This is a genomic window from Streptomyces sp. R41 (genome assembly GCF_041053055.1).
In the GTDB taxonomy this organism is placed as follows: Bacteria; Actinomycetota; Actinomycetes; order Streptomycetales; family Streptomycetaceae; genus Streptomyces.
On record NZ_CP163443.1, the window covers coordinates 9863082 to 9886123 of the forward strand.

20 protein-coding genes and 1 pseudogene are annotated in these 23042 nt (G+C 69.3%); 9 read left to right on the plus strand and 12 right to left on the minus strand.

Going from position 1 to position 23042, the window contains the following annotated elements; translation table 11 throughout:
* Nucleotides 1-7: 7 nt before the first annotated feature.
* A pseudogene (locus tag AB5J53_RS44860) lies at nt 8-255 on the plus strand (ATP-binding protein); the annotation flags it as partial.
* A gap of 10 nt (nt 256-265) precedes the next feature.
* Here AB5J53_RS44860 and AB5J53_RS44865 read toward each other — a convergent pair.
* The gene (locus AB5J53_RS44865) at nt 266-1009 is read right to left on the minus strand and encodes a GNAT family N-acetyltransferase (protein ID WP_369251316.1); all 744 of its coding nucleotides are present in this window, start codon (nt 1007-1009) and stop codon (nt 266-268) included.
* A 297-nt stretch (nt 1010-1306) separates the two neighbouring features.
* Here AB5J53_RS44865 and AB5J53_RS44870 point away from each other — a divergent pair, with 297 nt between their 5' ends.
* Entirely contained in the window at nt 1307-1609 is a 303-nt protein-coding gene (locus AB5J53_RS44870; protein WP_369252861.1) for a hypothetical protein, read from the plus strand.
* A 22-nt stretch (nt 1610-1631) separates the two neighbouring features.
* Here the strand turns inward: AB5J53_RS44870 and AB5J53_RS44875 are convergent, their stop codons facing one another.
* Nucleotides 1632-2426, minus strand: coding sequence for a hypothetical protein (locus AB5J53_RS44875; protein WP_369251317.1), 795 nt, complete (start codon nt 2424-2426; stop codon nt 1632-1634).
* A gap of 483 nt (nt 2427-2909) precedes the next feature.
* Between AB5J53_RS44875 and AB5J53_RS44880 the strand changes: the two genes are divergently transcribed.
* On the plus strand, nt 2910-3704 hold the full coding sequence (locus AB5J53_RS44880; protein ID WP_369252863.1) for a SigB/SigF/SigG family RNA polymerase sigma factor: 795 nt from the start codon (nt 2910-2912) through the stop codon (nt 3702-3704).
* 161 nt (nt 3705-3865) lie between these two features.
* On the opposite strand, the gene AB5J53_RS44885 is transcribed toward AB5J53_RS44880, so the two are convergent.
* From AB5J53_RS44885 to AB5J53_RS44895, 3 genes are all read right to left on the minus strand, one after another.
* Complete coding sequence (locus AB5J53_RS44885; RefSeq protein ID WP_369251318.1) at nt 3866-4189, minus strand: ANTAR domain-containing protein; 324 nt, start codon at nt 4187-4189, stop codon at nt 3866-3868.
* A gap of 119 nt (nt 4190-4308) precedes the next feature.
* Complete coding sequence (locus AB5J53_RS44890) at nt 4309-5619, minus strand: FtsX-like permease family protein (RefSeq protein ID WP_369251319.1); 1311 nt, start codon at nt 5617-5619, stop codon at nt 4309-4311.
* A 3-nt stretch (nt 5620-5622) separates the two neighbouring features.
* Nucleotides 5623-6405: an ABC transporter ATP-binding protein gene (locus AB5J53_RS44895; protein ID WP_369252865.1), complete on the minus strand. Its 783-nt coding sequence runs from the start codon at nt 6403-6405 to the stop codon at nt 5623-5625.
* Nucleotides 6406-6572: 167 nt separating this feature from the next.
* Between AB5J53_RS44895 and AB5J53_RS44900 the strand changes: the two genes are divergently transcribed.
* The 5 genes from AB5J53_RS44900 to AB5J53_RS44920 all read left to right on the plus strand — a co-directional run bounded on the left by AB5J53_RS44900 (nt 6573) and on the right by AB5J53_RS44920 (nt 10560).
* Nucleotides 6573-7253, plus strand: coding sequence for an ABC transporter permease (locus tag AB5J53_RS44900; protein WP_369251320.1), 681 nt, complete (start codon nt 6573-6575; stop codon nt 7251-7253).
* Nucleotides 7250-7921 carry an ABC transporter permease gene (locus tag AB5J53_RS44905; RefSeq protein WP_369251321.1) on the plus strand — a complete coding sequence of 224 codons (672 nt, stop codon included), beginning with the start codon at nt 7250-7252 and terminating at the stop codon, nt 7919-7921. Before AB5J53_RS44900 ends, AB5J53_RS44905 begins: the two co-directional genes overlap by 4 nt.
* Complete coding sequence (locus AB5J53_RS44910; protein ID WP_369251322.1) at nt 7918-8853, plus strand: ABC transporter substrate-binding protein; 936 nt, start codon at nt 7918-7920, stop codon at nt 8851-8853. Before AB5J53_RS44905 ends, AB5J53_RS44910 begins: the two co-directional genes overlap by 4 nt.
* 40 nt (nt 8854-8893) lie before the next feature.
* Nucleotides 8894-9484: a hypothetical protein gene (locus tag AB5J53_RS44915; RefSeq protein WP_369251323.1), complete on the plus strand. Its 591-nt coding sequence runs from the start codon at nt 8894-8896 to the stop codon at nt 9482-9484.
* A gap of 110 nt (nt 9485-9594) precedes the next feature.
* A complete protein-coding gene (locus tag AB5J53_RS44920) occupies nt 9595-10560 on the plus strand; it encodes a hypothetical protein (protein WP_369251324.1) in 966 nt (321 codons plus the stop codon).
* Here the strand turns inward: AB5J53_RS44920 and AB5J53_RS44925 are convergent.
* Complete coding sequence (locus tag AB5J53_RS44925) at nt 10527-11681, minus strand: ABC transporter ATP-binding protein (protein WP_369251325.1); 1155 nt, start codon at nt 11679-11681, stop codon at nt 10527-10529. The two genes, AB5J53_RS44920 and AB5J53_RS44925, sit on opposite strands and share 34 nt — an antisense overlap.
* A gap of 362 nt (nt 11682-12043) precedes the next feature.
* Between AB5J53_RS44925 and AB5J53_RS44930 the strand changes: the two genes are divergently transcribed.
* Nucleotides 12044-15106 carry a family 78 glycoside hydrolase catalytic domain gene (locus tag AB5J53_RS44930; protein WP_369252867.1) on the plus strand — a complete coding sequence of 1021 codons (3063 nt, stop codon included), beginning with the start codon at nt 12044-12046 and terminating at the stop codon, nt 15104-15106.
* Here AB5J53_RS44930 and AB5J53_RS44935 read toward each other — a convergent pair.
* From AB5J53_RS44935 to rhaI, 6 genes are all read right to left on the minus strand, one after another.
* Complete coding sequence (locus AB5J53_RS44935) at nt 15079-15747, minus strand: lactate utilization protein C (protein WP_369251326.1); 669 nt, start codon at nt 15745-15747, stop codon at nt 15079-15081. The two genes, AB5J53_RS44930 and AB5J53_RS44935, sit on opposite strands and share 28 nt — an antisense overlap.
* The gene (locus tag AB5J53_RS44940; protein WP_369251327.1) at nt 15744-17222 is read right to left on the minus strand and encodes a LutB/LldF family L-lactate oxidation iron-sulfur protein; all 1479 of its coding nucleotides are present in this window, start codon (nt 17220-17222) and stop codon (nt 15744-15746) included. The genes AB5J53_RS44935 and AB5J53_RS44940 overlap by 4 nt, the downstream gene beginning before the upstream one ends.
* A 28-nt stretch (nt 17223-17250) precedes the next feature.
* On the minus strand, nt 17251-18006 hold the full coding sequence (locus tag AB5J53_RS44945; protein WP_369251328.1) for a (Fe-S)-binding protein: 756 nt from the start codon (nt 18004-18006) through the stop codon (nt 17251-17253).
* A 105-nt stretch (nt 18007-18111) separates the two neighbouring features.
* Nucleotides 18112-19548 (minus strand): rhamnulokinase family protein, encoded by a 1437-nt coding sequence (locus AB5J53_RS44950; RefSeq protein WP_369252869.1) that lies wholly within the window; start codon nt 19546-19548, stop codon nt 18112-18114.
* A gap of 13 nt (nt 19549-19561) precedes the next feature.
* Complete coding sequence (locus tag AB5J53_RS44955; protein ID WP_369251329.1) at nt 19562-21601, minus strand: bifunctional aldolase/short-chain dehydrogenase; 2040 nt, start codon at nt 21599-21601, stop codon at nt 19562-19564.
* A 168-nt stretch (nt 21602-21769) separates the two neighbouring features.
* Nucleotides 21770-22930 carry an L-rhamnose isomerase gene (gene rhaI / locus AB5J53_RS44960; RefSeq protein ID WP_369251330.1) on the minus strand — a complete coding sequence of 387 codons (1161 nt, stop codon included), beginning with the start codon at nt 22928-22930 and terminating at the stop codon, nt 21770-21772.
* Between the last annotated feature and the right edge of the window lie 112 nt (nt 22931-23042).

The following is a 23042-nucleotide window of genomic DNA, read 5'->3' on the forward strand; positions in this document are numbered from 1 at the left end:
ACACTCCGGCCATCTCGGACTGGATCGGCGCGGCGCGGAAATGCTCTTCGAGGTTCTCACTGAGCGTGAGGAAAGAGCAGTCTCGCGATCGCCTCCAACGAGGCGCTCACCGGCTGGAGCAGGACCCTCACCGATTCGGGGCTCTGCGCGGCGATCGTAGACCGGCTCACCTTCAACGCCTCTGCCATCGAGACCGGCACCGAGTCATATCGCCTGGCTCGCCCCAAATCACAGAAGAACACAGCCGCAGGGTGACGCGCTCTGGTCAGTCTTCCAGGGGAAGCTCCTCCTGGTTGAAGCGGAGGCTGAGCTGGCTTCCCAGCTCGCGAAACCCCAGCGCCCGTGCGACGTTACGGGAAGCCATCGGGCGGGCACGCCATTGCGGGAGCAGACCGTCGGCGAGTGCTTGCGCCACCGCCGCGGAAGCGACCTGCCGCGCCAGCCCGCGGCCTCTTTCCCCTGGTGCGGTGAGCACGCACAGATGGGCTGCTGCCGCGGGCCAGGCTTGAAACCCTGCCGCGGCCACCACGTCCGCGCCATTGCGCACGACGAACGCAGCGGAGGTGATCTCGTCCATCCCGCTCTCACGGGCGTCCTCGGGCGGCACCGAGTTCACCAACGTCATCAGGTCATGATGTCCGGGGGCAAGCCGTTTCACGGAACGGTCAGCCGGCGCCGGGCGGAAGCCGTCACGTGACACGTATCCCAAGACCGCCGGACCCAGCACTTCATCCACCGGCAATACGGCCCGAACCGCGACTGGAGATGTCAATGCGGTGGTCGGCATCCTGGCCAGGATCCGACGCAGAACCTGTGCAGCCCTGTCGGTCGGCGCCGTGATGATCGCCGAGTCACCCAGCACCACAATCCCGACCCACGGTGGCGGAGCCATCTGCGAGGCAGGCGACGTGACCACGTTCAAGCCGTCCACCGGGGGAAACGACACCGGCACAGCAGCCAGCGTTTCCCATACTTCCTGGGCCTGCTTCAGCAACGGATCAACAGCCATCAGCGGATCCTGTCACCCCGAGATCACACGCGCGGAGGGATTCCGCCGGCCGCCCCAGTGACAAGACGCTTAGGTGGTCCCAACACACGCCATTCCCCAGGGCCACTGCAGGACGTCCGCAAGCCTCGAAGTCCCCACCAACTGGGGCCGCCCAGTTCCGGGCCAATCTGACCCCCGCCCCAGCGGCCGCTTGCCATGCCAACGAGATCACGCGCGAGGCGCGCGCCCTGCTGCAGGCCGACACCGCAGTGATCCGCGATACCGGAGACAACTGCCCTGGAGGGGCAGGCCGTTGAGATCGCCGTCCTGGACGCGGCTACTGGCCGGAAGCTCATGGAGACTCTCGTACGGCCAACCGAGAAAATCAGCCGGCAGGCGTCCTGGGTGCATGGTCTCTCCGACCACGACGTCGGCCGCGCGGCACCGTGGGAGAAAGTCCTGCCGCACCTGCGAAGAGTCACCCGTGGGCGCACGATCTGGGCCTACAACGCAGACTTCGACCGAGGCATCGTCGTGGGCGACACCCGTCGCGGGCAAGAAGCCGCTACACCTGGACGACCCGGGCGCCTGGTACTGCCTGATGGAGGGGTACACCCCTGATCACGGCCTTCTGTAACACGACTTAGTGCTGGACGTCCTGGACATCCCGCCGTGACACGGCCAGATAGCCGACGAACCCGACGATGGCGACGGTCCAGGACAGGGTGACGGGCCCCAGTCCCAGGGCGAGGCCGCCGCGGGAATGGCCGAGCGCCATCCAGTCGGCGACCGAGGCGCCGAGCGGGCGGGTGATGACGTACGCGGACCAGAAGGCGGCGACCGCGCCGAGTGCGCCCCAGCGGTGCAGGACGGCCGGGACGGCGATGGCGACGGTGTACAGGACGGCGGAGCCCAGGTAGCCGAGGCCGATCGTGGCGGAGAGGTCCCCGGCGGCGGTGCCGAGCGCGAAGGTGGCCAGCACGGTGGCCCAGTAGAAGATCTCGCGGCGGCGGGTGCGGACGCTGTGGATGGACAGGGTGCGTTCGCTCGAGTACCAGACGACGAACACGGCGGCAAGCGCGACCATGAAGAAGGGAGTCGAGATCGTGTACGGGACACCGAGGCCCACATGCAGGACGTCGGCGGCCATCGTGCCGAACACACTGACCATGACGATCGCCGTCCAGTAGATCCAGGCGACGTAGCGGCGGACAGTGAGCTGGAGGGCCAGCGAGACCGCGAGGGCCAGCCCGCCGAGGCCGACGGCGGGGACGGGCCCGAGCCGCTGGGCAAGGAAGTCGGAGGCTGTCTCGCCCATGCCGGTGGTGAGCACCTTGATCACCCAGAAGTAGACGGTGACTTCCGGAACCTTGCTCGCCAGGGCGGTGGCGGAGGGGCCGGCGACGCGGGGGTGACGGGTGAGGTGCTCTGTGCTCATGCCCCGCACGATGACATGGCGAACTGGCGTTGCCACAGGGGTCTTTACGATCGCTTGGGGGCTTCTGGTGCAGGAATTGCCAAGGGCGGCAACGGGCCTGAACGCAACCTGAACACCTGAACGGAACACCTGGTCAACGGCATGATCCCGGTGATATGAAGAGCGGTCACCCTGCAGTCGGCGCCCCAGTCGTCGGAGGGTTCCTTTCGTAATTCGAGAGTGAAACCTTCGTAATTCGAGGGTGAAAGGGAGCGGGTGAAATCGAAGTCGGTCACACTCCAGGACCGGACGATTGCCGGGCGTCACATTATTCACGAATCTGTTTGCGTTCGTCGACGCGGGGAATTTGATTTCTAGTGCTTCGGACAGGAGGCACGTCCGTGGGAGTCGGTACGCCGGCCGCGGGTGTCTCCGACCGGTCCCCGTGCGCGTACTCCCATGGTGACTGTCCACTCAACACCCCACGAGGGAGTTGTGAGCACCATGCGCGCCACGGCCAGAACGAAGCAACATCCCCACGACGACGCCCCGGACACCGCGGCCGCCTTCGTCCGGCTCCACCGTCTGCCCGACGGACCCGAGCGGCAGGCGCTGCGCGACGAGATCGTCCGCGCCTGGCTTCCCATGGCGGACCGCATCGCGGGCCGGTACCGCGGCAGGGGCGAATCCATCGAGGACCTGAGCCAGGTCGCGGCCCTCGGCCTGGTCAAGGCCGTCGACCGGTACGAACCGGCTCTGGGCAACGCCTTCGAGAGCTACGCGATCCCCACCATCACGGGCGAGATCAAGCGTCACTTCCGCGACCACATGTGGATCCTGCATGTGCCGCGTCGCGTCCAGGACCTGCGCACCCGGGTGCGCGCCGCACTGAAGGACCTGTCCCAGACGATCCAGGGCCGACAGCCCACCGTCGCTGAGATCGCCGAGTGCGCGCACCTGTGCGAGGAGGACGTACGCATCGCCCTGGAGGCCCTGGACAGCTTCGCCGCCCTCTCGCTGGACGCCGAGCTGCCGGGCAGCGAGGACGGATATGCCCTGGCGGACGCTCTGGGCGAGCTCGATGTCGGCTTCGACCTGGTCGTCGACCGCGAGGCCGTGAAGCCCGCGCTGAGCGCGCTGCCCGAGCGCGAGCGGACCATCCTCTACCTGCGGTTCTTCGGCGGTATGACACAGAGCCTCATCGCTGAGCAGCTCGGCATCTCGCAGATGCACGTGTCCCGTCTGATCAGCAATTGCTGTGCCACGCTGCGTGAGCAGGTGCTCGCCGATGCGGCATAGCTTCCGGAACGGCCGGGTGAGCCTACCCGGCCGCCCGGTCGAGTCTCCTCGGGCCGGGCGGCCGGGGGCGAGCTCACTGCCGAACCCTCCCGGGAATGGTTGGCCAGCATCTCGCCTTTCTTCGAACTACCGGGGCGGGCTGGATCCAAACACTTTTCGGGTCACGGAGTGGACGGAGGATCCGGGATCTGGGCCGGCCCGTATTTGTCGAGCGTGTCCTCGAGGACCGCGCGAACATCGGGCGACAGATCTCCTTTCTGACCCCAGACAATGATCATCTCCGCGATGGTGCGCAGCTTGATGTTCGTGTGCTGGGAGACCTCCCGCAGAACGGCCCACCCTTGATCGGGTGTCACCCGCCCGAGGGCGACCACCATGCCGATCGCCTGGTCCACGACGGCGTGCGAGGTGACTGCTTCCTTCAACTGGTCTATTTCTTCCCGCAGCTCGACGATCCGTTCCGGCTCCTGGGCGTCTTGGTTCATCGTCCCCTCCGGGATCGGGCCGCGTCCTTCGAGTACATCGTCGCCACTCGACGGGGTGCGTGCCAACGCGGGGAGGGGCACCCGCTCGGCGGGTGCCCCTCCCCGGATCGAGCATCCGGTCACGCGGCGATCGTCACCGCCGCCACCGCGGGCGTCCGCAGGGCGCGCCGGGCCGTGAACAGGCTGGTCCCGAGCGTCACCGCCGCCGCCACCGCGACGATGGCGAGCCAGATGCCCAGGCCCTGGCCCGGCCATGTCGCGTCCGTACGGACCAGGGTGAACGGGAGGATTCCCGCGAGCCCGGCCACGGTGCCGAAGAAGACCCCGGTCACCGTCAGGAGCATGCCTTCGGCGCCGACCATGGAGAGCACCTGGCCCGGCGTCGCACCGGCCAGCCGCTGCTGCCCGAACTCCCGGCTGCGGTAAGTCGTCGCCGCGTACAGGGAGTTGATCAGCATGATGCAGGAGAAGACCACGATGATGCCGACGACCACGAGATTGAGGGTCTCCAGGTTCTTGGCGTCGACGGACTTCGGCACGCCCGAGTCGTCGATCGCGTCGTTCTCCACCGCCTGCATATAGAGCGTCGCCGTCGCCATGCAGGTGAACAGGATCAGCGGCATCAGGACACCGGACAGTTCCTCGGCGCGCCGGCGCATGTTCCGTACGGCCAGATACCCGCTCGGGCCCGACAGCGGGAGCCGGTCGAGCAGGCCCTTCAGCAGCCTCGGGGACAGCAACGCGAACCCCACCGACAGCAGGATCGCGCCGTACGCGGGAGGCGCCATCAGCGCGGCGTCCCGCGCGGAGAAGGCAAACGTGGAGCAGACCGCCGCGACGCCCACGGCCAGGGCCGCGTACGCGAGGAACTTCCGCGCCCCGCCCCGGGGTTGACGGCGCTGCGTCGCCCGGCGTACCGCCAGGAACGCCGCGCCCGCAGCCGCGAGCACCGTGACGTCGATACCCGACAGGAGCGCGATGGGACCGAAGGAGTAGTCCACGGACCGCCGCACCTGACCGCTGTCCTGGAAGACGTGCAACAGGGCCTGCCCGCCGAGCATCGCCGGACCGATCGCCAGCACCGCGCCCACCAGCGCGACCGCCACCGACTCGCCGACGACCATGCGCTTGATCTGCGCCGGAGTCGCCCCCGAGCACCGCAACAGCTCGATCTCGGCGCCGCGTTGACGGACATTCACCGTCAGCGTCGAGGCGACCGCGAAGAACACCAGCAGGCTGCCGTAGCCGCCGACGACGCTCGCCGCGGTGGACAGCGACTCCGCGCTCACCGAGTCGACGCCCGGCTGCCCGGCCGTGTCGTGCATCGAGTTGAACGTCATGATGATCGCCGCGCCGAGGAACGCGGACAGCAGCGTCGCCGTGAAGCGCCCGGGGCGCTTGCGAATCGAGCGCAGGGCCAGAGCGAACATGACTCACACCCCCATCAACGCGTCGTCGCCCAGGTGCGCCAGACGCTCGGCCACGGCGTCAACCGTCGGCGCGTGCAACCCGCCCGCCAGCCGTCCGTCCGCGAGGAACACGACGGAGTCGGCGTAGGAGGCGGCGACCGGGTCGTGCGTCACCATCACCACGGTCCTGCCGTGCACCCGTACCGCCTCCTGGAGCAGACGCAGCACATCCCGCGCACTGCGCGTGTCCAGCGCGCCGGTCGGCTCGTCCGCGAAGATCACCCGAGGCTCGGTGACCAGCGCACGGGCGATCGCCACGCGCTGCCGCTGTCCTCCGGAGAGCTGGTCGGGCAGATGGCCGAGCCGGTCGCCGAGACCGACCGCCGTCAGGATCTCCCGGGCCCGCGCACGGTCGACACGCCGGTGGGCGAGCCTGAGCGGCAGGACCGTGTTCTGGGCGACGGTCAGCGTCGGCAGCAGGTTGTACTGCTGGAACACGAAGCCGATCCGACTGCGCCGGAACTTCGTCAGTTCGGCCTCGCCACCGCCCGTCATCTCCGCGCCGTCCACCATCACGATGCCGCTGTCGGGCCGATCGAGCCCGGCCGCGCACTGCAGCAGCGTGGACTTGCCGGACCCCGAGGGCCCCATCACCGCGGTGAACGAGCCCCGCGCCAGGCTGAGCGTCACCCCGTCCAGGGCCGTCACGGCACTCTCCTCGACCCCGAACGTCTTGCTGACCTTGACCAGCCGCAGAGCCTCCGGGGCGGGTCCCGATTCGTGCGTACGTCGCGCTCGGCGAAACATCGTCATCACTCTCCGTCCGGCACGCCCTGTGCCATGCCAACGAAGCTACGGAGACGCAGGCGGGACCACATGGGGCGCAGAACCCGTAATCCGGGGTGTAGACAGCACCACCCCGTACGGGTCACCACAACGCGCCGACCCCCGCCCGCCCCCGATGGAATGGACGCGTGACCGCGCCCCCGGACGACTGCCTCGCGCGCAACGAGTGGATCTGCGGTGAGTATCTGAGCACCCGCCGCCAGATCCTCCTCGATGCGGTGGTCCAGCACCTCCAGCTGACAGCGGTCTCCGTGCTCATCGGGCTCGTCCTCGCGGTGCCGCTCGCGGTACTCGCCCGCCGCTGGGGCTGGGCCGCGGGACCCGTCCTCGGCGTGACCACGATCCTCTACACCATCCCGTCACTGGCGATGTTCTCGCTGCTCCTGCCGCTGTACGGACTGTCGGCCGCCCTGGTCGTCGCGGGCCTCGTCCTCTACTCGCTGACGCTCCTGGTGCGGAACATCCTCGCGGGCCTGCGCGCCGTCCCCGAGGAGACCCGGCAGGCCGCGCGCGGCATGGGATACGGGCCCATCCGGCTGCTGCTCACCGTGGAACTGCCGCTCGCCGTGCCCGCAGCCATGGCAGGGCTGCGGATCGCCACGGTCTCGGCCGTTTCGCTGGTCACGGTCGGCGCGATCGTCGGCTTCGGAGGGCTCGGCAACCTCATCTACTCGGGCATGAACACCTACTTCAAGGCCCAGGTCCTCACCGCGTCCGTGCTGTGCGTCGTCATCGCCGTCGCCGCGGACCTCCTCCTGCTGGGCGTCCAGCGGCTCATCACCCCCTGGACCAGGGCGGCCCGCGGATGAACACCTTGAGCGAGGCCTGGGACTGGCTCACCGACCCCGCGCACTGGTCGGGCGCCGACGGCATCTGGCACCGCCTCGCCCAGCACCTCGTGCTGACCGTGGTCTGCCTGGTCATCAGCTGTCTGATCGCGCTGCCCGTGGCCCTCGTCCTCGGCCACCTCGGCAAGGGCGGCGCGCTGGCGGTCAACATCTCCAACATCGGCCGGGCGGTCCCCACTTTCGCCGTGCTGGTGCTTCTGCTGCTCACCCCGATCGGCAAGTGGGGCGAGGGCCCGACCGTCGTCGCCCTCGTCCTGTTCGCCGTGCCGCCTCTGCTCACCAACGCCTACGTCGGGATGCGCGAGGTCGACCGCGACGTGGTGCGGGCGGCGCGCGGGATGGGGATGACCGGGCGGCAGATGCTGTTTCACGTGGAACTGCCCCTTTCGCTCCCGATGGTCATGAACGGGGTGCGGATCGCCGCCGTGCAGCTCGTGGCGACCGCCACCATCGCGGCGCTCGCGGGCGGCGGCGGGCTCGGCCGGATCATCACCGCCGGCTTCAATCTGGCCAGTACGCCGCAGGTCGTCGCCGGTGCCGTCCTGGTCGCCGTGTTCGCGCTGATCGTCGAGGGGATCTTCGAGGTCGCCGAGCGGCTGGCGCCGTACTGGGCGAGAGGCTCGCGGTGAGGCGACGTACCGCACTGGTGTCCTTGGTCTTGGTGAGCGGCTGCACCACCGGCCCCTCCCTGGAGACCCGGGGCGCGGTCACCGCGTCGCCCGGCGACAGCAAGCACCTGACCATCGGCTCGGCCGGGTTCACCGAGAGCGACCTGCTGGCCCAGATGTACGCGCTGCTGCTGAACCAGGCCGGCTACAAGACATCCATGCTCACCGTCGCCAACCGCGAACTGTACGAACCGGCCCTGGAATCCGGCCAGATCGACGTCGTCGCCGAATACGCTGCCACCTTCGCCGACTGGCTCAACGCCAAGACCAACGGCGCCGACGCACCCCCCGTCGGCTCACCCGACCTCGACGCGACGATGGCCGCGCTGCGCAAGCTGGCCACGCCTCGCGGACTCACCGTCCTCGACGCCGGCAAGGCCGTCGACCAGAACGCCTTCGCCGTGACTCGGGCGTACGCGCGTCAGCACCACCTCAAGATGCTCGGCGACCTCGGAAGGTCCGGCCTGAAGGTGCGGCTCGCCGCGGGCGACGAGTGCGTGCAACGGCCGTACTGCGAGCCCGGGTTGAAGAAGACGTACGGCATCGACATCACCGCCGTCGACCCGAAGGGCGTCGGCACCACCCAGGCCAAGCGGGCCGTGCAGAACGGCCAGGACCAGATGGTGCTGACCACCACGACGGACGCCACCCTGGACGACTTCGGGCTCGTCCTGCTCGCCGACGACAAACATCTGCAGAACGCCGACTACATCGTGCCCGTCGTCAACCGCTCCCGCGCCGGCAGCGAGGGTGTCACCAAGGCGCTCGGCAAGCTCAACGACGTACTCACGACCGCCGACTTGGCGTCCATGAACGAGCAGGTGGACAGCTGGCGACGGCTGCCGGAGGAGGTGGCCCGGACCTATCTGAAGGACCAGGGCCTGCTGAAGTGAGGTTCCATGCGTTGTCAGTGGTGCCTTGTACGTTGCGGTCATGGGCGTATATCTGGTGAGTGTCGGCGCGCAGGAGTGGTGCGACGACAGCGAGGACGGGCGGGGAGAGACAGCCTCCGCCTTGAACGAGGAGTTGAGGCGGCGCGGTCTGCCGCCGTACGAGTCCGTTCCCGAGGAGACGGACTTCGTTCGCGGCTCCGGCCTGGGGTTCGAGGAGAAGCTGGTTCCTCCCATGGACGGATTCGCCGCTCTGTGCCGTGCGCACCTGTCGCGGGAGGAGGTGGAAACTCTCTGCGGCTGGTCGGTGCTGGTGCCGTTGTCGCTCGACGAGGAGATCTGGCTGCCCGTCGAATCGTCCTATACGGAGTCGACGATGGTCGCGGGTGCTCCTCAGGTCCTCGCCCTCGCGGAGCGGCTGGCGGCGGCCATCGAGCTGCCGGACGACGAGATACCGGCGACGTGCGACAACCTCGATCTGACCATGTGGTTCCTGGACGGGCCGGCGAAGGAAGCCGCCACCGCCGGATCGGGACCGTGGCGGGACGACCTGGACACGTGCTTCTACGTGGCGCTGTACCTGCGAGCCGCCCAGCACTCGCTGCGGCGCGGCTGCCCGATCGTCTACTGCTGACGACGCTCCGCTGCGGTCATGAAGGCCGGAGCCCGAGGTGACGGCTCCGTGACGTCGGTGACCGTACTGGTGCGGTCGGGCGGCTTCCCGGGCGGGCCGGGTGCCGGTACATGTTCTCTATGGGGGACTACGGGGGTATCCGCCGGACATGGCGGCAGGCATTACGTGAAGCGGTCCTGGGGGCGCGCACCGACACCAAGGCCGATGGACTGGCGAATCTCGTCGAGCCCGGCTGCGAGAAGGCGTACGAGCGGTTCGAACTCGTCTATTCCAAGCAGCAGGTGCAGCTTCAGCTGCTCTACGGGGAGTCGCAGCGGGCCTTCGAGTCGCAGACCAGACAGTCGCTCAGGATCACCGTGGGATGCGTGCTGAGCAACGTCCTGCGGGACGCGCGGCTGACCGGCACGGAGCCCGATCGTCACCTCGCCGACTATCTCAACAAGGAGATCTCCGGCCTGCGGGCGCGCATCGACCAGGACGGCGCGCTGGCGGTCAGCAGGGGCATCAACGTGGGGCTCAGCCTGGGCGCGCTCATCAGTGTCGTGCTGCTGTTCGTGCCCCTGCTGGTGGGAGCCGCCGGGCTGCTCGACCTGCTGCGGGTCGAGGTGGGCTGTAGCGATCGCTGGAGTCTGATGGGGGCCTTCGTGTGCGGGGGAGTAGGGGCATTCGGCGCGGTGCTCAGCGTCCTCGTACGGCTGCGCAACAGCGGGGAGGAGCTGTCGCGCCGCAGGACCAACGGCGACCGGGGTGCCGTCGCGCCCGGCCAGATGGCCCGCGGGATGCGCCACGAAGGCGTCTACCGGGTCTTGGTCGGCTGGATCCTGGCGCTGGCTGTCTACTTCCTGCTCAACGCCGGTTTCATCAAGCTGTTCGACATGCCCGCCACGCCCGCCGGGATCTGCGCGGACAACGGGGACGGACAGAGCACCGCCTTCTGGGGATTCTGGTGCGCCGTCGGCTTCCTGGCGGGCTTCAACGAACGCTGGGCCTTCGGACTCCTCGACCGCTCGAACCGGTCGGAGCACACCACCCCGTCCACGGTTCAGGCGTCCGCCACGGAGTCGAAGTCCACCTGACCCCGCGACACGCCGAGGGCGTCCGCGTCCACCGAGCGCCGCAGCGCCTCGTGCAGCTTCGCCGGGGTCAGTACGCCGAGGAAGCGCGCCCCCTCCAGCACGGCGACCCAGCCCGCGTCGTGCTGGAGCATCACACCGAAGGCCTGCTTCAGCGGGGAGCCCACCGGAACCCAGGAGTTCATGCGGTGGGCGAGGTCGCCGACCGTACCGCCCGCCGCGAGTTCGTCGACGCCGACCCACCCGTGCAGATCGCCATCGGCGTCGAGCACGACGGCCCAGCGGGCGCCCTCGGCGTCCAGCCGCCCGGCGGCCTGCGCGGCGGGCTCGTCCAGGCGCGCGATCGGCGGCTGCTCCAGGTCGTCGACCTCGATCGCGGTGACCGACAGCCGCTTCAGGCCGCGGTCGGCGCCCACGAACTCGGCGACGTACGGCGTGGCGGGCGTGCCGAGGACCGCCCCGGGCGTGTCGAACTGCTCGATGCGCCCCTGCCCGTACACCGCGATCCGGTCGCCGAGCCGCACCGCCTCCTCGATGTCGTGCGTGACCAGCAGCACCGTCTTGCGCACGGCCTCCTGCATCCGCAGGAACTCGTCCTGCAACTGCTCCCGCACCACCGGGTCGACGGCCCCGAACGGCTCGTCCATCAGCAGCACGGGCGGGTCGGCGGCGAGCGCCCGCGCCACGCCGACCCGCTGACGCTGACCGCCCGAAAGCTGCTCCGGATAGCGCGATCCGTAGGTCTTCGGGTCCAGGCCCACCAGATCGAGCAGCTCGGCGGCGCGCGCCCGCGCCTTCGCCTTCTTCCAGCCGACCAGCGTCGGCACGGTCGCCGTGTTGTCGAGCACCGTCCGGTGCGGGAACAGTCCGACCTGCTGGATGACGTATCCGATGCGCCGCCGCAGCAGCACGGGGTCGACCGTGGCGATGTCCTCGCCGTTCACGAAGATCCGGCCCGACGTCGGCTCGATCAGCCGGTTCACCATCATCATGGTCGTCGTCTTGCCGCAGCCCGACGGGCCGACGAGCGTGACGAGTTCGCCCTCGGCAACCTCGAAGGAGAGGCCGTCCACGGCGGTCGTGCCGTCCGGGTAGCGCTTGGTGACCTGCTCGAACCGGATCATTCCCTCACGCTAACCGGGCCGCCCGACGCCCGCTCACCAGCTGCGTCCCCCTGTGCATGAAGTGCAAGTTCCGTTTTTGAAAAGTTTCAATCCCGCCCGAGCGGCGCGCGTGTCTCGATCGCTCCATGACTGCGCCCCGCGGTCAGTTCTGTTGAATTCTGTCTGATAGTCGCGTTGTTGGAGTGGTGGACATGCGCCCCAGCCGCCACTACCTTCGCAGCCAGTTGAAGTGAAACGTTACAACTCACTTCCTCCGAAGCCGAAGGGATGACGGCGTGAACGAGGCGACACACAACGAAGGAACAGGCAACGTCCGGCGCAGAACGGTGCTCACCACCGCGCTGGGGGCCGGAGCCGTGGCGATGGCCGGAGGAATCGGCACCGGAGGCTCGGCATGGGCCGCGCCGGCCTCCGACCGCACCTCCCTGACGGGGCTGACGGTGGAACACCGCACGAGCCCACTCGGCGTGGACACGGACAAGCCACGCTTCGCCTGGCGCATGGCGTCCCCAGCCCGTGGCCGGCGCCAGACGGCCTATCGGATCCTGGTGGCCACCTCGCCCGAGCGACTCACCCGTGCCCGCTCGGACGTGTGGAACAGCGGCCGCGTCGAGTCACCGGACTCGGTGGCGGTGCGCTACGACGGCAATCCGCTGCGCGCCTCGACGCGCTACTTCTGGACCGTGAGCGTGTGGGACGAGGACGGCCGCGCCGTCACCGGCGCGCCGCCCGCCCATTTCGAGACCGGTCTGCGCAGCACCGACGGCGTGTCGGGCTGGGACGGCGCGAAGTGGATCAGCATGGCGGGCAAGGCTCCGAACAGCGCGGGGGCGCCGCTGCTGCGACGGCAGACCGCGCTCAAGGGGCGGGTCCGCGAGGCCCGGCTCTACATATCGGCCCTGGGCGTCTACGACGCCTATGTCAACGGCCTCCGGGTCTCGGTGCCGCAGGGCGAGGGCAGCACGTATGAGCTGCTCACCCCGGGCTGGACCAACTACGACACCACCGTCAACTACATGACGTACGACGTCACGGAACTGGTCGCGCGGGAGCGGCGGGTGACGCTCGCGGCGGTGCTCGGCAACGGCTGGTACAACTCCCGGATCAGCGAGGCGGCGACGGGCATCCCGGGACTGGACGACAGCAAGTACTACGCGAAGGACGGCAACCCTCTCGCCCTCAAGGCCAAGCTGCTGATCCGGTACGCCGACGGGTCCACCCAGACCCTGGTGACCGAGCCCGGCGGCGGATGGAAGGCCACGGACGCCGGCCCGTACCGGAAGGACGACATCTACGACGGGCAGACGTACGACGCCCGCAGGGAACTTCCCGGCTGGTCGGCGAACGGCTTCGACGACTCCGACTGGGCGGAGGTGGAGGAGCACGGCTTCGGCGCGAAGTTCCCCGACGCGAAGCTCGTCGCCTACCCCGGCGAGACAGCCCGGCTGATGGAGCAGTGGGACCGGCGCCCTGAGTCCGTCACCGTCTACAACCAGGTGGCCGGCGAGTCCACCAGCCCGAACGGCAAGGGCCACATCGTCGTCGACCCCGACCGGTCGGTCACCGATCCGAAGCAGGCGGCGAAGGCGGCCGTGACCCTGCGCACCGGGGACACCGCGGTCTTCGACCTGGGGCAGAACATGGTCGGCGTCCCCCGCTACACCCTGAAGGGCCCCGCGGGGGCCGAAGTCGTGTTCCGCTTCGGTGAGATGCTCAACGACGACAGCGAAGGCGCCGACGGACCGAAGGGCTCGGTCTACCTGGCCAACCTGCGCACCGCCAAGGCGACCAGCACCTACACCCTCAAGGGCGCGAAGGACGGCGAGACCCACCAGGACTCGCTGACCTTCTACGGCTTCCGCTACGTCCAGGTGACCATCGCCAGCCCGGACACCACCGTCACGGTCTCCGCTGTCACGGGCAAGGTCGCCACCTCCGCGATCCGTGACACCGGCACGGTGACGACCGACAACGCGCCGGTCAACCAGCTGTTCAGCAACGTCCGTTGGGGCCAGCGCGGCAACTACCTGTGGGTGCCCACCGACTGCCCGCAGCGCGACGAGCGCCAGGGCTGGACCGGTGACACCCAGGTGTTCTGCAACACCGGCCTCTACAACGGCGACGCGGTCAACTTCCTCAGCCACTTCCAGGACACCCTGATCGAGTCGCAGAAGACTTACGGCGTCGACGGTGCCCAGTTCACCTGTATCGCGCCCGGTTCCCGGTTCGCCTTCCCGGCCCCGGAGAGCGGCTGGTCCGACGTGGGCGTGATCCTGCCGTGGACCGTCTGGCAGATGTCCGGCGACACCAGTGTCATCGACCGCAGCTGGTCGGCCATGGCCAAGTACATCGACTGGATCCACGGCAAGTCGGGCGACTCGTACGCGGGTCAGGGCTCGGTGTTCGGCGACTGGCTGGCCTTCCAGAACACCAGCTCCCAGCTCATGAGCGATGTCTACTACGGTCACTCGACCCGCCTCATGGCCGACATGGCCCGTGCCACCGGACGAGACACCGAGGCCCGCGCGTACGACGAGCTCTTCGCGAACATCAAGCGCAAGTTCGTCGCCAAGTACCTCGGCACCGACTCCTCGGGCAGCCTCGTCCTCCGCTCCAGCCTCGGCAAGGCGTCGGAGGTGGGCGGCGCCGCTCCCACCGAGGACAACTCCCAGACCGCGCTGCTGTGGGCCCTGAAACTCGGCCTGTACGACACGCAGGTACAACGTCGCGAACTCCTGAGGCTGCTCGCGGAGAACATCGGGAACGACGCGGCCTACAAGAGCGCCCACCCGGACAGCACCCGCGTGCAGTACGCGGAGAACACGCTGTCCGTGGGCTTCCTTGGGGTGAACGTCCTCGCCCCTGTGCTGACCGACGAAGGCCGCGACGACCTGGCGTACAAGCTGCTCCATCAGGACGAGTTGCCCTCATGGCTGTTCTCGGTGAAGAACGGTGCCACCACCGTCTGGGAGCGCTGGAACTCGTACTCGAAGGCGGACGGCTTCGGCCCGGTCGAGATGAACTCCTTCAACCATTACGCCTACGGCGCCGTCGTCGAATGGATGTACGAGGGCGTGGCCGGTATCGCCAAGGACCCGGCCCACCCCGGGTTCAAGCACTTCTTCCTCCAGCCGCACCTCGACCCCACCGGGAAGATCACGCAGGTGACCGGCTCGCATGAGTCACCGTACGGAGAGATCGTCAGCGAGTGGTCGGTGAAGGGGACGACGATGACCTACCGGGCCGTGGTCCCGTCCAACAGCACGGCGACCCTGCGCATCCCCGCCACCGACCCCTCCACCGTCCGTGAAGGCAGGACGCCCCTGGCGCGGGTGCCCGGAGTCGAGTGCCAGGGCTTCGTGGACGGCGTGGCCGTCTACCGGCTGCCGTCCGGGGCCTACGAGCTGACTTCCGCCCTGGCCTGATCGCTCACCAGCACCACCTCCAGGGTGCGTGGACCGTGCACCCCTTCGACCCGGTCCAGCTCGATGTCACTGGTCGCGGAAGGACCGGAGATCCACGTCAGCGGGCGGGCCGGGTCGAGGCGCTCCAGGGCCTGGGGGACCGAGGAGACGACCTGATCCGGGACGCGTACGACACAGATGTGGTGGTCGGGGACGAGGGTGATGCGGCGGCGGCCCTGGTCGGGGCCACCGTCCAGGACGATGGTGCCGGTCTCTGCGATGGCCACCGCGCACGCGGTGACCACGCTGTCGACCGCGTCCAGCTCGTGCGGCGTACTGCCGAGCCGGTCCGGGACACGCGTCGCATCGGTCGCCGCCAGCCAGGCCTCGTCCAGCCCCACCGGTGCGACCACCGTCTCCGCGCCGCGCTCGGTGAGCAGCCCGGCGATCGTCGCCGCCAACTCGCCGGCCTGGCAACGGTGCACGACCGCCCGATAGTCCGCCAGATTCTCGGCGAGCAGATCCACCGTCTCTGCGACACTCCGAGCGCCGTGCTCGCGCAGATAACTCCGGTCAACGGCCTGCTCGTAAGGCGTGTCGTCCTGTCGTACGTCCGCGATCGCGCGCCGTACCCGGCCCAGGATCACATCCCTGCTGCTCACTTCGAGTCCGCCTTTCCGCCCTGCGTACGCTGCCACCAGTCGCGGAACGGCTCCGCGGGCACCGCCGGCAGATCACGGCTCGCACTCCACGCCTTGCCGGGGCCCGGCAGCGTCCGCGGATGGAAGCGGCGCGTCCGCGACGCGAGCCGCTGGCCGGTGCGCAGCGCGCCGGGGTGACTGAACGCCCAGCGCGCCGCGCGCATCGCCGCCCGCTCGGCGGCATGCCCCTTCGCGGGCTTGAGGACGACCTTGTTGCCGTCCCGCGTCGTCAGACCGCCCTCGACGACCCGTTCCCGCAGATGGACGAGGACTTCCGGGATGTCGATGGCGACCGGGCAGACCTCGTAGCAGGCGCCGCACAGCGAGGAGGCGTACGGGAGGGAGGCGTCGATCTCGCTCTGTATGCCTCGGAGTTGGGGGCTGAGGATGGCGCCGATCGGGCCCGGGTAGACCGAGCCGTACGCGTGGCCGCCCGCCCGCTCGTACACAGGGCAGACGTTGAGACACGCCGAGCAGCGGATGCAGCGCAGCGCCTGGCGGCCGACCTCGTCGGCGAGCGTGTCGGTGCGGCCGTTGTCGAGGAGGACCAGGTGGAAGGTCTGGGGGCCGTCCTCGTCCGTGGTGCCGGTCCATGTCGAGGTGTACGGGTTCATGCGCTCGGCCGTCGACGAGCGCGGGAGGGTCTGGAGGAACACCTCCAGGTCCTGCCACGTCGGCACGATCTTCTCGATGCCGACGACCGAGATCAGGGTCTCGGGGAGCGTCAGGCACATCCGGCCGTTGCCCTCCGACTCGACGACGACCAGCGTGCCGGTCTCGGCGACCATGAAGTTGGCGCCGGAGATGCCGACCTTGGCGCGCAGGAACTTCTCCCGCAGGTGCAGCCGGGCGGCCTCGGCCAGCTCGGAGGGCGTGTCGGTCAGGCCCTCGGGGGCCGGGCGGCCCCACTCGCTCATCTCACGGGCGAAGATGTCCCGGATCTCGCCGCGGTTGCGGTGGATCGCCGGGACGAGGATGTGCGATGGCCGGTCCTTGCCCAACTGGACGATGAGTTCGGCGAGATCGGTCTCGTAGGCGCGGATGCCCTCCGCTTCGAGGGCTTCGTTGAGCCCGATCTCCTGCGTGGCCATCGACTTGACCTTGACGACCTCGCTCTCGCCCGTCATTTTGACCAGCTCCGCGACGATCCGGTTGGCCTCGTCGGCGTCGGCGGCCCAGTGCACGGTGCCGCCCGCTGCGGTGACCGACTCCTCCAACTGCACGAGGTAGCGGTGGAGATGACGGAGTGTGTGGTCCTTGATCTGCTTGCCCGCCTCGCGCAGCGCGGCCCAGTCGGACACCTCGGCGACCGCCTTGGCGCGCTTGCTGCGGATCGTGTGGGTGGCGTGGCGCAGATTGCCGCGCAGGGTGGCGTTGTGCACGGCTTCGTGCGCGGCCTCGGGGAAGGCCGGCATCCCGACGAAGGTCCCGCTCATGTGCTCGGCTCCTCCACTGTGCTTGCGTTCATGTCAGCGGCTCCTCTTCCGTGCTCGCCAGGATCTCCGCGATGTGGACCGGCCGCATGCCCGTGTTGAGGCGGCCCATCGTGCCGCCGATGTGCATCAGGCAGGAGTTGTCGGCGGCGCACAGCACATCGGCGCCGGTCGACTCGGCGTTGCGCACCTTGTCGGCGCCCATCGCCGCGGAGACATCGGCGTTCTTGACGGCGAAGGTGCCGCCGAAGCCGCAGCACTCGTCGGCGCCGGGCAGCTCGCGCAGCTCGAGTCCCTTGACGGCCTGGAGCAGCCGGCGCGGCCGGTCGCCCAGGCCGAGGCTGCGCAGGCCGTGGCAGGTGGGGTGGTAGGTCACCGTGTGCGGGTAGTACGCGCCGACATCGGTCACGCCGAGCACGTCCACCAGGAACTCGGTGAGCTCGTACGTCTTCGGTACGACCGGAGCCAGTGTCCTGGCCAGCGTGTCGCCACGCCCCTCGGCGCGCGCCCGCTCACCCATCCGCGGATACAGCTCCCGCACCATCGCCCCGCACGATCCGGACGGCGTCACGATCGCCTCGTACTCCCCGAATACATCGGAGAAATGCCGGGCGAGCGGCTCGGCCTCATGGCGATACCCGGTGTTGTAGTGGGCTTGCCCGCAACACGTCTGACCCATCGGGAAATCGACGTCCACGCCCAGCCTGGTCAGCAGTTTCACCACGGCGCGGCCGGTGTCCGGATACAGCGTGTCGTTGACACAGGTCAGGAACAGAGCGACACGCATCGCAGCTCCTTGCTCTCGATCATCGGATGAGTGCTGGGGACACCCTGACACGCGTTCAGGGTAGTGGGGGAGTAGGCGGCGGGCGCGCGCCAGGGGAGTCCTCGCTCACGCACGGGTGAGCCGGTCCTCGGCGGCGCGCCACGCCGCCGTGTCACCCCGAGGCTCGTATCGCTTCAACGGCTGCGTGCGAGCGAGGAGTCGCCGCATCGACGTACGGTCGCCCACCAGGCCGTGCGTCCGGGCCTGGACGAGGACGTTGCCGAGCGCGGCGGCCTCCGCGGGGCCCGCCACGACCGGCAGGCCGCAGGCGTCGGCGGTCAGCTGGCACAGCAGGGCGTTGCGGGTGCCGCCGCCGACGATGTGCACGACGTCGACCGGGTGGTCGGCGAGGGACTGGGCCGCGCCGATCGCCCGGCGGTGGGCGAGCGCGAGGGAGTCGAGGATGCAGCGTGTGACCTCGGCGGGTGACTCGGGCACCGGCTGCCCCGACTCCCGGCAGGCGTCGGCGATCCGGTCGGGCATCCGGCCCGGCGCCAGGAACACGGCGTCGCCCGCGTCCACGACGGACCGCAGTGGCGCCACCTCGGCGGCGGCAGACAGGAGATCTCCCAGGTCGGGGTGCCCCCATTCGCGTACGCACTCCTGGAGCAGCCACAGGCCCATGATGTTGCGCAGATAGCGGACCGTGCCGTCCAGGCCCAGCTCATTGGTGAAGTTGGCCGCCCGGCTCGCCTCGGTGAGCACGGGCGCGTCCAGCTCCAGCCCGGCCAGGGACCAGGTGCCGGTGCAGATGTACGCGAACCGTTCCCCGGTGGCGGGCACGGCGGCCACCGCCGAGGCGGTGTCGTGCGAACCGACCGTGGTCACCGGGACCGGGCCGGTGAGCCCGGTCTCCTCCAGCACGCGCGGCTGGAGCAGCCCCGCCGGGTCGCCGGGACGGCGCAGCGGCGCGAACAGCTTCAGGTCGATGCCGAGCCGCTCGGCCACGTCGTACGACCAGTCGCGGGTGCGCGGGTCGATCAACTGGGTGGTCGAGGCGTTGGTGAGCTCGGTGCCCGCCTCACACGTGAGCCAGTACGTCAGCAGATCGGGGATGAGCAACAGCCGTTCGGCAGAGGCGAGTTGACGCGTCGAGCGGGCCGCCGTCAACTGGTACAGCGTGTTGAACGGCGCGTACTGCAGCCCGGTCGCCGCGTACAGCTCGGCGGCGGGCACAGTCGCCCACACCTTCTCCGCGACGCCCTCCGTACGCGCGTCCCGATAGTGCACCGGGTTGCCGAGCAGCGTCCCGTCCGCGTCCAGCAGACCGTAGTCCACGGCCCAGCTGTCGATGCCGACCGAGTCGACCTGCCCGGCCGCGCGCAGACCGTCGAGGACGCCCGCGTACAGCGCGAGGATGTCCCAGCGCAGACCCTCGGGGACCCGGACCGGCCGGTTCGGGAAGCGGTGCGCCTCGGCGAGTTCCAGGGTGTCGGGGCCGACGCGGCCGACCATGACGCGTCCGCTGGACGCGCCGAGGTCGACCGCGGCGTACGACTTCACAGCGGTCACCGCGTCACCGAAGGAACGCGGCGGCGACGCCGGCGTCGACCGGGACGTGCAACCCCGTGGTGTGCGTCAAGTCTCCACCCGTCAGGGCGAACACCGCGTTCGCCACGTGCTCGGGCAGCACCTCCCGCTTCAGGATCGTCCGCTGGGCGTAGAACTCGCCCAGCTTCTCCTCCTCGATGCCGTACGTCGCCGCCCGCTGCGCGCCCCAGCCGCCCGCGAAGATCCCCGAGCCGCGGACCACCCCGTCGGGGTTGACGCCGTTGACCCGGATCCCGTGCTCGCCCAACTCGGCGGCCAGCAGGCGCACTTGGTGGGCCTGGTCGGCCTTGGTCGCGGAGTACGCGATGTTGTTGGGACCGGCGAAGACCGCGTTCTTGGACGCGATGTAGACGACGTCCCCGCCCAGCCCCTGCGCGATCATCACCCTGGCCGCCTCGCGCGAGACGAGGAAGGAGCCGCGGGCCATGATGTCGTGCTGGAGATCCCAGTCGCGGACCGAGGTCTCCAGCAGCGGCTTGGAGATGGAGATACCGGCGTTGTTGACCACCAGGTCGACCCCGCCGAACGCGAGTAGCGCCGCCTTGAACGCCTCGGCGATCTGCTCCTCGGACGTCACGTCGACGGTGACGGCCACGGCCTTGTCGGGACCGCCAAGCGCCGAGGCGACGTCCGCCGCGCCGTCCGCATTGAGGTCCGCGACCACCACGCACGCGCCCTCGGCAGCCAGTCGCTCGGCGATCGCCTTGCCGATGCCGCTGCCGGCGCCCGTCACCAGCGCGACCCGCGTCGCGAGCGGCTTGGGCTTCGGCATCCGCTGGAGCTTGGCCTCCTCAAGAGCCCAGTACTCGATGCGGAACTTCTCCGACTCCTCGATCGGCGCGTATGTCGAGACGGCCTCGGCACCGCGCATCACGTTGATGGCGTTGACGTAGAACTCGCCCGCCACGCGCGCGGTCTGCTTGTCCTTGCCGAAGGAGAACATGCCGACACCGGGCACGAGCACGATCGCCGGGTCCGCGCCGCGCATCGCGGGGGAGTCGGGCAGGGCATGCCGCTGGTAGTAGGCGGCGTACTCCTCGCGGTACTCGGCGTGCAGCTCCTTCAGCCGGGCGATCGCCTCGTCCAGGCCGGTGGCCGGCGGCAGATCGAGGACGAGCGGCCTGACCTTCGTCCGCAGGAAGTGGTCCGGGCAGGAGGTGCCGAGCGCCGCGAGACGCGGGTGCTCGGCGCGGGCGAGGAAGTCCAGGACGACGTCGGTGTCGGTGAAGTGTCCGACCTGCGGGCGGTCCTGGGAGGCGATCGCCCGGATGTACGGCGCCAGAGCCGCGGCCCGCTCCCGGCGGTCCGCTTCGGACAGCGCTTCGTACCCCTCGACGACCGGCCCGAACGGCTCCGCCTTCCCGCGCTCGGCGAGGAAGGCCTCGGCGGTGCGGATGATGTGCAGCGAGTTGCGCTCGCACTCCTCGGCCGTGGCGCCCCAGGCGGTGATGCCGTGCCCGCCGAGGACGCAGCCGATCGCCTGCGGGTTGGACTCCTTGACCGCCGCGATGTCCAGGCCGAGCTGGAAACCGGGCCGGCGCCAGGGCACCCACACCACGCTGTCCCCGAAACACTCGGCGGTCAGCTTCTCCCCGTCGGCCGCGCAGGCGAGCGCGATCCCGGAGTCGGGGTGAAGGTGGTCGACGTGCGGCGCGTCCACCAGCCCGTGCATCGCCGTGTCGATCGAGGGGGCCGCGCCGCCCTTGCCGTGCAGGCAGTAGTCGAACGCGGCGACCATCTCGTCCTCGCGCTCGACGCCCGGGTAGACGTCGACGAGCGCGCGCAGCCGGTTTAGCCGCAGAACGGCCAGACCGGCCTCGGTCAACGTGCCCAGATCACCGCCCGAGCCCTTGACCCACATCAGCTCGACGTCACCACCTGTCACGGGATCGGTGTCGGAGCCCTTCGCGGACGTGTTTCCGCCCGCGTAGTTCGTGTTCCGCGGATCGGCGCCGAGCCGGCGCGACCGGGCGAGGAGGGCGGCGGCTTCGGGATGGGGTGCCATGGTGTTCTCAGTCCTTAGTCGATCAAGAGCGTGTACGTGTGTTCAGGCGCGCCGAGCTTTCAAGCGCCCCGAGCAGGAGCGCCCCGAAGGGGCGCGGGGAACTGCGCGAGCAGCCCAATTCGGCCCGCGGCCTGCGACCGGCCTCGCGCGGCAGACGAAGCCCAGCAATCACGCCCCCCAACCGGCCTGCTGCCCACCGACCCGCTCCGAGGCAATCCGGTCCGCCCATCCGGACCGGTGGTACGCGGCGACCGGATCGGGATCAAGCCCCAGCTCCTCACGAACCTCGCCGAGCAGCGGCCGTACGTCGGTGTTGTACGCATCCATGACCACGGCGTTCGCGGCAAGCACATCCCCGCTGCGCTGAGCCTCGGCGAGCGCGGCACGATCGACGAGGAGAGCCTTGGCGGTGGCCTCCTGGACGTTCATGACCGAACGAATGATCGCCGGGATCTTCGCCTCGATGTTGTGGCACTGGTCGAGCATGAACGCCACGTCCGGCGTGAAGCCGCCGCCCCGGATCACCTCGTACATGATCCGGAACAGCTGGAAGGGGTCGGCGGCGCCCACCATCAGGTCGTCGTCGGCGTAGAAGCGCGAGTTGAAGTCGAATCCGCCGAGCTTCCGCTCGCGCAGCAGCGTGGCGACGATGAACTCGATGTTGGTGCCCGGCGCGTGGTGGCCGGTGTCGACGACGACCTGCGCCTTCTCGCCGAGCTTGAGGCAGTGCGCGTACGCCGTACCCCAGTCCGGCACGTCGGTCGCGTAGAAGGCGGGCTCGAAGAACTTGTACTCCAGGAGCATCCGCTGGTCGTCACCGAGCCGCTCGTACACCGCGGCCAGAGCCTCCGCGAGGCGGTCCTGGCGCTCACGGATGTCGTCCTGACCGGGATAGTTCGTGCCATCGGCGAACCACAGCTTCAGGTCCTTCGAACCCGTCGCGTCCATGATGTCGACGCACTCGAGCAAGTGATCAAGAGCCTTGCGGCGCACCGCGGCGTCCGGATGGCAGATGCTGCCGAGCTTGTAGTCGTCGTCCTGGAAGGTGTTGGAGTTGATCGCGCCCAGCTTCAGGCCGCGCTCCTCGGCGTACTTGGCCAGGGCCGCGTAGTCGTCGACCTTGTCCCAGGGGATGTGCAGCGCGACGGTCGGCGCGGCCCCGGTGAACTCGTGCACCTTCGCGGCGTCGTCCAGCTTCTCGAACGGATCGCGCGGCACTCCGGGCTGCGCGAACACCTTGAATCGGGTCCCCGAATTCCCGTACGCCCATGACGGCGTCTCGACGGCCTGGGTCTTGAGGGCGGCCTTCACCGCGGCGAGCTCGGTCACTTCGGGGCTCCTACGACTTCGGGTCTGAAAAGGACTTCTTGAAGAGTTCAGTCTGAAACGATTCAGCAGGCCGAAGCTATGAGCCCTCCGTAGGGCTGTCAAGCCCTCACGC

What these genes read in the sequence shown, in the direction of transcription:
- AB5J53_RS44865 (WP_369251316.1), bottom strand. Translation starts at nt 1,009, where the DNA reads ATGGCTGTTGATCCGTTGCTGAAGCAGGCCCAGGAAGTATGGGAAACG.
- AB5J53_RS44875 (WP_369251317.1), bottom strand. Translation starts at nt 2,426, where the DNA reads ATGAGCACAGAGCACCTCACCCGTCACCCCCGCGTCGCCGGCCCCTCC.
- AB5J53_RS44880 (WP_369252863.1), top strand. Translation starts at nt 2,910, where the DNA reads ATGCGCGCCACGGCCAGAACGAAGCAACATCCCCACGACGACGCCCCG.
- AB5J53_RS44885 (WP_369251318.1), bottom strand. Translation starts at nt 4,189, where the DNA reads ATGAACCAAGACGCCCAGGAGCCGGAACGGATCGTCGAGCTGCGGGAA.
- AB5J53_RS44890 (WP_369251319.1), bottom strand. Translation starts at nt 5,619, where the DNA reads ATGTTCGCTCTGGCCCTGCGCTCGATTCGCAAGCGCCCCGGGCGCTTC.
- AB5J53_RS44895 (WP_369252865.1), bottom strand. Translation starts at nt 6,405, where the DNA reads ATGTTTCGCCGAGCGCGACGTACGCACGAATCGGGACCCGCCCCGGAG.
- AB5J53_RS44905 (WP_369251321.1), top strand. Translation starts at nt 7,250, where the DNA reads ATGAACACCTTGAGCGAGGCCTGGGACTGGCTCACCGACCCCGCGCAC.
- AB5J53_RS44915 (WP_369251323.1), top strand. Translation starts at nt 8,894, where the DNA reads ATGGGCGTATATCTGGTGAGTGTCGGCGCGCAGGAGTGGTGCGACGAC.
- AB5J53_RS44920 (WP_369251324.1), top strand. Translation starts at nt 9,595, where the DNA reads ATGTTCTCTATGGGGGACTACGGGGGTATCCGCCGGACATGGCGGCAG.
- AB5J53_RS44925 (WP_369251325.1), bottom strand. Translation starts at nt 11,681, where the DNA reads ATGATCCGGTTCGAGCAGGTCACCAAGCGCTACCCGGACGGCACGACC.
- AB5J53_RS44930 (WP_369252867.1), top strand. Translation starts at nt 12,044, where the DNA reads ATGGCCGGAGGAATCGGCACCGGAGGCTCGGCATGGGCCGCGCCGGCC.
- AB5J53_RS44940 (WP_369251327.1), bottom strand. Translation starts at nt 17,222, where the DNA reads ATGAGCGGGACCTTCGTCGGGATGCCGGCCTTCCCCGAGGCCGCGCAC.
- AB5J53_RS44945 (WP_369251328.1), bottom strand. Translation starts at nt 18,006, where the DNA reads ATGCGTGTCGCTCTGTTCCTGACCTGTGTCAACGACACGCTGTATCCG.
- AB5J53_RS44955 (WP_369251329.1), bottom strand. Translation starts at nt 21,601, where the DNA reads ATGGCACCCCATCCCGAAGCCGCCGCCCTCCTCGCCCGGTCGCGCCGG.